Source organism: Streptomyces sp. NPDC038280 (genome assembly GCF_055600045.1).
The window spans coordinates 1-8,244 of sequence record NZ_JBVJYZ010000035.1 but is presented as its reverse complement, the minus strand read 5'-3'; the positions used below and the strand labels follow the sequence as shown (position 1 = coordinate 8,244).

Genomic DNA, 8,244 nt, shown 5'->3' with positions numbered 1-8,244 from the left:
CCGTGCTCCTTGGCTTTCGGATGGTGGAAGGCCCGGGCAGACTTTCGCCGAATCCCGGCGCGGCGAGCCATGAGCGAAGCGGAAGTACGTCAAGTCACTTCGCGGCGAAGTACTGGAGCAGCTGCCGCTCGTCCTCGTCGGTCAACGCCACGGCGAAGAGGTCCCGCAGCGCGCACACCGTGTCGCCCGCGGACAGCTCCCGCCGCTCGCTGCTGCCGTCGGGGTACTCGGTCACCAGCACCTTGTCCTGAAGGAGCCGCCGCTCCTTCTCCGTCTCCCGCTGGGCGACGAGCTGCCCCACGAACGGCGAGCCGGGTCGGGTCGAGCTGATGTAGTGCGCCGCCTCGAAGTCGATCCGGAACTGCGGCTCCTGGCGGAAGCCGTACATGTCGAACCAGCCGTCGGGCCGCAGGCACTGCACGATCCAGTCGGCGCCGTCCGCGACCAGCCGCCAGGTCCAGTCGGCGACGGTCACCGACGCGCCGTCCTCCAGTGGCAGCGGATCGATCAGACCGGTGTAGCCGTAGCCCGCGTCCGCCACCCACACCCGGTCGTCGGCGCGCACCAGCAGGACGGTGTGCGTCCGGAAACGCCGGCGCGTCTCGCCCTGCCGGATGCGGGCCAGGAGCCGGGTCACCGGGAAGTCGAGCCGGTCCAGGGCCGCGGCCAGCAGCAGGTTGTTCTCGTAGCAGTAGCCGCCGCGGCGCGCCCGGACCAGCTTGTCCTGGATCCGCTCGATGGCGAGGGACACCGGGCGGCCGAGCGTGATGTCGACGTTCTCGAACGTGATGGTGCTCATGTGCCCGCGGTGCACCCGGTGCAGGGTGTCGGCGGTGGCCGTGCGCGGTCCGGTGAAGCCGATGCGGTCGAGGTACGCGTCGAGGTCGAGCTGTCCGCTCTCCCACTCGGGCGCGGTCTCCACCGCGGTGGGCAGGCCGTACGTTCCCAGCATGCGGGGTCCTCCTGAGTCGTCAGATGCGGTAGGGCTCTTCGGGCGGATTCGGGCCGGCCTTGAGCAGCAGAAGCGGAATCGTGTCCGGGCACACGGCGTCCGGGTCGATGGCCGGGGCCTGCGGGTACGGGTCGGGGAGGACGGGTCTCGCCGGGTCGGCCCCGACTTCGTCCAGGACCGCGGGATCCGCGGCGGGCGGCTTCAGGGCGGCCGCGAGTCCCGCCGCCAGCGCGGCGCCCAGGACCGGGCCGATCAGGTAGGCGGCGAGGAACCCGGTGTGCCCGGACAGCAGGGCCGGGCCGAACTGGCGGGCCGGGTTGACCGAACCGCCCGACACCGGTCCGAGGATCATGATGAAGCAGGTGATGCACGCGCCCACGGCCGCCGGTATCAGCCAGTCCCAGCGCGGCCTTATCAGCAGCGCGGCCACGATCGTCATACAGACGAGCTGGGACAGCGTCTCGGCGAGGAGCACGCCCCAGAACCCCCAGCCGGGCGCGGGCCCCACTGCCGAGAAGCCCACCGAGGGCATGCCCACCGCCGGACCCCACACCAGCCGCGCGAGGCCGACGCCGGCCACCGACCCGGCCATCTGCGCGGTGCAGAACGGCAGCACGTCCTTGCCGGGGAAGACCCGCAGCATCCACAGACCGATGCTCACGGAGGGGTTCATGTGCCCGGCGGTCTTGCGGGACATGGAGAAGTGGATGATCGCCGTGTTCACGACGCCGAAGAAGATCCCCAGGGCCACGAAGGCCGCCCTGCCCCGCAGGACGGAGTTGAGCGGCGCGTCCGGCGCGAACACCCAGCGGGCCGTGGTGACGATGAGGAACAGAATCCCCGCGGTGATGAAGAACTCCAGCACGACCGTGCGCGCCCGGGCCGGAAGGTACGGCTCGAACGGTGTCCGGGGCGGTTTCCTGTGGGTACCTGGCTGCCTGTTGTTGGCCATCGTTCCTGCTCCGTGTTTCCGGTGCGGCGGCTGGTGTGGGTGGGACGACTGGGCCTCACGCACCCGTGCGCCGGGCACCGCCCCGAAGGCGGTCCCCCGGCGTCACGGGACGGTGAGGGTCCAGGAGGTGCGGCTCAGATCTCCACGCGGACGTCGTACTCGGCGACCCAGGCGTTGAACTCGACCAGGCGCTCCATCACGGCCCGGGTGCCCCACAGCCCGCCGAGGGCCGAGTACTCCTCCAGCGGCTTGTCGAGCAGCTTCTGGATGCCCTCGGCCGGCACCAGGCGCAGCACCGGCGAGCCGTCGTGCAGCAGGTCCTGGACCTTGGCGCGCAGCGCGCGGACGTACTCCAGGTCCTGGGTCGAGGGGTAGGGGCTCTTCTTGCGCTCCAGGACCGACTGCGGCAGCACATGGGCGGCCGCCGCGCGCAGCAGGCTCTTCTCGCGTCCGTCGAAGTTCTTCATCTCCCACGGCACGTTGTAGACGTACTCCACGAGCCGGTGGTCGGTGAACGGCACCCGGACCTCGAGGCTCGCGGACATGCTGATCCGGTCCTTGCGGTCGAGCAGGAACTTCTCCCAGTGCGTGATGTTGAGCCAGGTCAGCTCCTTCATCCGCTCCTCGTGGGCGGAGTCGCCGGCCAGCCGGGGCACCGCCTCGAGGGACTCCGCGTAGCGCTGCTTGACGTACTCCTCCATGCCGAGCCGGTCCCAGAGCCCGATCTCCTTGATCGTGTCCAGACCGCCGAGCCGCCGCCAGGCGTCGTACCAGGGGAAGGTGTCGCCGTTGACGGCCTCTTCGTCGAAGAACCAGTTGTAGCCGCCGAAGATCTCGTCGGCCGCCTCACCGGAGAGCGCCACGGTCACGCGCTCCTTGAGCGCCTTGCACAGGTGGTAGAGCGAGTGCTCCATGTCGCCGGTCGAGACGGGGAGGTCCTGGGCGCGCAGCACCCGGGCGCGGACCGATTCGTCGAGGATGTCGGTGTTCTCCAGCTCGACGATGATGTGCTCGGCGCCGGAGTGCTCGGCCACGTCGACGGCGTACGGAGTGTCCGGATCCATCCAGATGCCGTTGTCGCGGAATGTCTCGCCATGGTCCTTGAAGTCCACCGAGAAGGCGGTGATCTTCTCCGAGCTGCCCTGCTCCCGCAGCACCTTGGCGGCCAGCGCGGTCACCGCGCTGGAGTCCAGGCCGCCGGAGAGCAGCGTGCCCACCTTCACGTCGGCGATCAGCTGGCGCTCGACGATGTCCTCGAGGAGCTCGCGGACCGTGGCGATGGTGGTGTCGAGGTCGTCGGTGTGCGGGCGCGCCTGGAGGGTCCAGTACGTACGGGTCGTGTGGCCGTCGCGTCCGAACCGCACGACGGTGCCGGGGACGACCTCACGCATGCCCTTGAAGACGGCGTGGCCGGGCGTGTTGATGATGGCGAAGATCTCCGCCAGGCCCTCGGCGTCGACGACGGCCTCGACCTCCGGGTGGGCCAGGATCGACTTGGCCTCGGAGCCGAACAGCACGCCGTCGGCGGTCGGGTAGTAGAAGAGCGGCTTGACGCCCATCCGGTCGCGGACCAGGAGGAGTTCCTCGGTCCGGGGATCCCAGATGGCGAGCGCGTACATCCCGTTGAGGCGCTCGGCGAACTCCTCGCCCCATTCGAGGTAGGCGTGCAGCACGACCTCGGTGTCACTGGAGGTGCGGAACTCATGGCCGAGCGAGGCCAGTTCGGCCTTCAGCTCCAGGAAGTTGTAGACCTCGCCGGTGTAGACGAGGACGGGCAGCTCGTCGTCGCTGCCGTTGACGTGCATCGGCTGGCGGCCGTTCTCGAGGTCGATGATCGAGAGCCGGCGGTGGCCGAGGGCGGCGTGCCGCGACAGCCAGATGCCGCCGTCGTCCGGGCCCCGGCATTCCAGGGTCCGGGTCATGGCCGCCGCCGTGTCGCCGCCGAGCGTCAGGTCACGGTCGTAACCGACCCAGCCGGTGAGTCCGCACATAGCGCCTCAGTTCCTTTCTCGGTTTTCCCCTGTCCAGGGGACGTCCCATGCGGGGGTGAGCGGGGTGTACGGAGTCAGGGGCGCGGGACCGGGACCCATCCGGCGTCGTCCCAGTGGCGCAGCTGCCGCAGCGCGGAGCGCTCGCCGACCCGGGCGACGTGCTCGCCGCCGAGGATCAGCGTGCTGGGCCGGTCGGGCGAGAAGACCGGCCAGGCGGGAGCGTTCGGGCTGCTGGGCGCCTTGCCCCGGGCGAAGGACGCGACGAGCTCGATGAAGGTGTCGGACACCCGCTTCTCCAGCGGCCCGTTGCCGTAGGCCGGGGCGTTGACCGCGGAGGCGTAGGAGCCGAAGAGGAACTTCGACGTGGCCTCGTGCGGGGTACCGGTCAGCGGAGGGGCGACCGGGTGCGCGAACTCCATCAGATAGCTGGGCACCCCCGGGCGCTCCCGCGCCTGCCGCTCGGCGAGCCGGGTGATCTGGTACCGGAAGAGACTGTCGCCCCAGATCGCGCCCCAGATGGACACCGGGTCCTGGGGGAGACCGTCGATGGTGGCGGCCCTGCGGTAGGCGGAGATCGCCGAGTCGACCTCGGTGTCGGCGACGTGCACCGCGCCCTTGTGGAGTACGGCACGGATCGCGTCCCGCAGCTCCGCGTCATTGGTGGGATGCGGACCCGGGAAGGGGTAGCCGGGACCGGTGGTGAAGAACGTCCCCTCGGTGCGGCCGTAGACGGCCAGCGTCGGGAGGTTCGGGGTGGGAAGTTCGTAGTCGTGGCCCAGCATCCAGCGACCGTCGACGACCGGGCCCTGGTACTCGCGCCAGGTGGATACCTCCCGGTCGGTGGGGCTGCCGGAGAACACCTTCTCCCAGGTGTCCTTGAGCCGGTCGGCGGGGACCTGGCGCAGCCCCTTGACGGTCGTGCCGAGCTTGCGCGCGATCAGCTCGAAGACCCGGTGGGAGTCCTCACGGCTCATCGAACTGGCGGGCTCCCAGACGTGCTTGACGCTGATCGGCACGATCCGCTTGACCGTGCCGCGCAGCTCGGGAAGAAGCCCGAGCTGCCAGGCGGAGGAGCCGCCGGCGGACGTGCCGGCCAGGGTGATGTTGTCCGGGTCGCCGCCGAACGCGGCCGCGTTCCTGCGGATCCAGTGCAGCAGGGCCACCTGGTCCTGGAGGCCCCAGTTCGAGTAGCCGCCGGTGCGTGGGTCGGCGAGGTCCTCGTGCAGGCCCCAGCCAAGCGCCCCCAGGCGGTAGTTGAAGGTGACGACGACCATGTCGCCGTGGGCCGCCGGGCGGGCGCCGTCGAAGTCCGGCTCGCTGCCGGCGCCGAGGAACCAGCCGCCGCCGTGGATGTAGACCAGCACCGGGCGGGAGCCCCGGGTGTCGGGGGTCCACACATTGGCGTAGAGGCTGTCCTCGCTGGAGCCCGGCAGATACGACTGGTAGGACACCGGGGCGAAGGCGGTGGCGTCACGGACCCCGCTCCACGGGGTGACCGGGCGGGGGGAGCAGTAGCGCAGCGCTCCGACCGGGGGAGCGGCGTACGGGACACCGCGGAAGACCGAGAGCCCGCCGCCGCGCTCGCCGGAGATCAGCCCGCCGGTCGTCCGGGTCACCACGGGCCCGGTCTCCTCGGGGGCCGTCGCCGCGCCGCCGCCCGTACGCTGCTGCGCCGCCGCGTCCGGGACGGTCACGGCCGCCACCGCCGCGGCGGCCGCGGCGACGACGGAGCGTCTGCGAGGCTCATGAGAAACTCCCGACTGGGACATATACAAACTCCCCGTGCGTGCGAATGCCGCTGACGACGGTCGAGATGGTGCCCCCGCGGCCCTGAGCCGGCCAATGGCCCCCGGCGTACTCAGTCAGGTCACCGGGGAACCGCTTCAGAACCTGACGGATTCACCCCCGGACCTTTGAGCGGATCCGTTGCTCTCGGCAGGATCCAGGCATGACAACGTCGATTCTGGAGTCTCGCCCCCTTTTCGAGCTGGGCGCCGAGATTCACATCGCGGCCTCGGCCGACAAGATCTACTCCATCGTCAGCGACATGAAGCGCCATTCCGAGTGGAGTTCGGAACTCCAGGACGGCACATGGCTGTCCGGTGAGCCGGGAGTGGTGGGTTCCATTTTCCGCGGGGAGAACTTCCGCAGCGACGACATCGTGGCCTGGGCGCCGCTCATCCGCGGAATCTGGCACACCAAGTCGGAAGTCGTCGCCACCGAACCCGGCAGGGCTTTCCGCTGGCGCATCCACTCCAAGACCGGCGAACCCCAGGATCTCGTATGGTCCTTCGAGATCACCCCTCGCGAGAACGGCTGCACTCTGGCCCAGACATTCCGCATGGGGTACGCGTCGCCCGGAATCCATGAGATCACGAAGGACATGGACGAGGACGACACGAAGAAGTTCATCGCCGACTGGACCGTCAAGATGACTCGGGATGTCACGGAGACCCTGGAGAAGATCAAGGTCGTCGTCGAGAAGGACTGACGCCCGAGCGGCTCCCGCGACAGAACCGACCCCGCACCACCCGAGCTCGCGCAGACCCGAGCCGGCCGGTGGCCCCCGGCACCACGCCGTCGCCCCGGCCGGCTCCGTCGTACGTCCCCCCACGCACCACACCCCCCATGCCGCACAGCCTGCACACTTCCGAGCGCGCAGACGGGCGCGCCCTCACGAGGGGAATCCCCACACATGCTCTCCAGACGACGGTTCATCGGTGCCGCCCTCGCCACGGGTGGCACGGTGGCCACCGGCGCCGCACTCTCGCCGCTGCTCAGCGCCGGGTCGGTCGCCGCGGCAGACACCGCCGCCACACAGTTCTTCGCCCAGCCGATGCCCCTGCCGCAGGTCATCGCCCCGTACTCCACGGCCAACGGCATCGACACCTACAACGTGGCGATCAAGCGGGTTACCAAGGAGATACTGCCGGGCAAGCTCACCGAGGTCTTCAGCTTCAACGGCGCCTTCCCGGGCCTCATCCGGGCCACGTCCGGACGCCCGGTCGTGATCAACCAGTACAACAAGCTGGACATGCCGGTCTCCATCCATCTGCACGGAGGCCATGTCGCACCGGAGCACGACGGCGACCCGATGGCCACCATCGCCCCGGGCGGCAGCAAGCAGTACCACTACCCCAACGCCCAGGCACACGCCCCGCTGTGGCTCCACGACCACGCGCACCACATGGAGTCCGAGCACGTCTACCGGGGCCTGTCCGCGTTCTACCTGCTCACCGACGCCACCGAGAAGGCGCTGCCGCTGCCGTCGGGCTCGTACGACGTGCCGATCATGCTGCGGGAGGCCAACTTCGACGCGGCCGGCCAGTTCGTCTACAAGATGGACGACTTCATGGGCCGCTCCACGATCCTCGCCAACGGCAAGGCGTGGCCGTACTTCCAGGTCTCGGCCCGCAAGTACCGCTTCCGGCTGCTCAACTCCACCAACCTTCGGTTCTTCACGCTCAAGCTCGCCGACGGCAGCCCGTTCATCCAGATCGGCTCCGACGGCGGTCTGCTGGAGAAACCTTTCAGCACCGACACCGTGGCCCTGTCGCCGGGCGAGCGCGCCGACGTCGTCATCGACTTCTCCCGCTACCCCGTCGGCACCAAGCTCGTCCTGGAGAACACCGAGGGCCCCGGGCCGGCCGAGCAGACCGGCAAGGTCCTGCGGTTCGACGTGGTGAAGACGAGCACCGACCCCAGCTCCGTCCCCGCGACCCTGCGGACCCTTCCCGCGCTTCCCGCCGTCACCGGCAGTCGCACCGTCGTCATGAGCATGGACGAGGACGGCCGCCTCAACCCGCAGGGCTATATGGACGGAAAGGTCTACGACCACAACCGGATCGACAACAAGGTCCCGTGGGGAGGCTCCGAAATCTGGACCGTCACCAATGCCAACCTGGGTATTCCGCACAACTTCCATATTCATCTCGTGCAGTTCCGGATCCTGGAACGCAACGGCACTCCGCCCGGTCCCGCCGAGGCCGGACTCAAGGACACCATCCGCGTGATGCCGGGTGAAACCGTCAAGTTCCAGGCCACCTTCGACAGCTACCGCGGAAAGTATCTCTACCACTGTCACATGCTCGACCACGCGGCCATGGGAATGATGGCGCAGATGGAAATCGTGTGAACAAGCGCTGTACGGAAGGCTCCGATGTGACCGGCATCACGGTCGACCTGATGGATTCTCACGGCACTTGACGGAGTGCGGCCGCCGTCATTGGCCGCGCCTCGGCAAGCGTCGGATGATTCCGGGGAATTCGGAGTCGGCCGGCCGGTCGGCTGTTGCCGCCGGCCGGCCGGTCGGCCCCCCCACTCCCGGGCATCCACTTCAGCGGAGATAT

General features: G+C 69.3%; 6 protein-coding genes. 2 read left to right on the top strand and 4 right to left on the bottom strand.

Going from position 1 to position 8,244, the window contains the following annotated elements; all coding sequences use genetic code 11:
• Positions 1-94 precede the first annotated feature (94 nt).
• From ACZ7J0_RS33640 to ACZ7J0_RS33625, 4 genes are all read right to left on the bottom strand, one after another.
• A complete protein-coding gene (locus tag ACZ7J0_RS33640; RefSeq protein WP_470893868.1) occupies positions 95-952 on the bottom strand; it encodes an arylamine N-acetyltransferase family protein in 858 nt (285 codons plus the stop codon).
• Between the two features lie 19 nt (positions 953-971).
• Positions 972-1,904 carry an MIP/aquaporin family protein gene (locus tag ACZ7J0_RS33635; RefSeq protein WP_470893866.1) on the bottom strand — a complete coding sequence of 311 codons (933 nt, stop codon included), beginning with the start codon at positions 1,902-1,904 and terminating at the stop codon, positions 972-974.
• Between the two features lie 134 nt (positions 1,905-2,038).
• Positions 2,039-3,895, bottom strand: coding sequence for an asparagine synthase (glutamine-hydrolyzing) (gene asnB / locus ACZ7J0_RS33630; RefSeq protein WP_470893864.1), 1,857 nt, complete (start codon positions 3,893-3,895; stop codon positions 2,039-2,041).
• 74 nt (positions 3,896-3,969) lie between these two features.
• Entirely contained in the window at positions 3,970-5,664 is a 1,695-nt protein-coding gene (locus tag ACZ7J0_RS33625; RefSeq protein WP_470893862.1) for a carboxylesterase family protein, read from the bottom strand.
• Between the two features lie 179 nt (positions 5,665-5,843).
• Here ACZ7J0_RS33625 and ACZ7J0_RS33620 point away from each other — a divergent pair, with 179 nt between their 5' ends.
• Entirely contained in the window at positions 5,844-6,386 is a 543-nt protein-coding gene (locus ACZ7J0_RS33620) for an SRPBCC family protein (RefSeq protein WP_470893860.1), read from the top strand.
• Between the two features lie 204 nt (positions 6,387-6,590).
• Complete coding sequence (locus tag ACZ7J0_RS33615) at positions 6,591-8,030, top strand: multicopper oxidase family protein (RefSeq protein ID WP_470893858.1); 1,440 nt, start codon at positions 6,591-6,593, stop codon at positions 8,028-8,030.
• Positions 8,031-8,244: the final 214 nt, after the last annotated feature.

Bases quoted from the DNA above. Each gene is read 5' to 3' on its own strand.
- ACZ7J0_RS33620 (WP_470893860.1), top strand. From the start codon at position 5,844: ATGACAACGTCGATTCTGGAGTCTCGCCCCCTTTTCGAGCTGGGCGCC.
- ACZ7J0_RS33640 (WP_470893868.1), bottom strand. From the start codon at position 952: ATGCTGGGAACGTACGGCCTGCCCACCGCGGTGGAGACCGCGCCCGAG.
- ACZ7J0_RS33635 (WP_470893866.1), bottom strand. From the start codon at position 1,904: ATGGCCAACAACAGGCAGCCAGGTACCCACAGGAAACCGCCCCGGACA.
- asnB (WP_470893864.1), bottom strand. From the start codon at position 3,895: ATGTGCGGACTCACCGGCTGGGTCGGTTACGACCGTGACCTGACGCTC.
- ACZ7J0_RS33615 (WP_470893858.1), top strand. From the start codon at position 6,591: ATGCTCTCCAGACGACGGTTCATCGGTGCCGCCCTCGCCACGGGTGGC.
- ACZ7J0_RS33625 (WP_470893862.1), bottom strand. From the start codon at position 5,664: ATGTCCCAGTCGGGAGTTTCTCATGAGCCTCGCAGACGCTCCGTCGTC.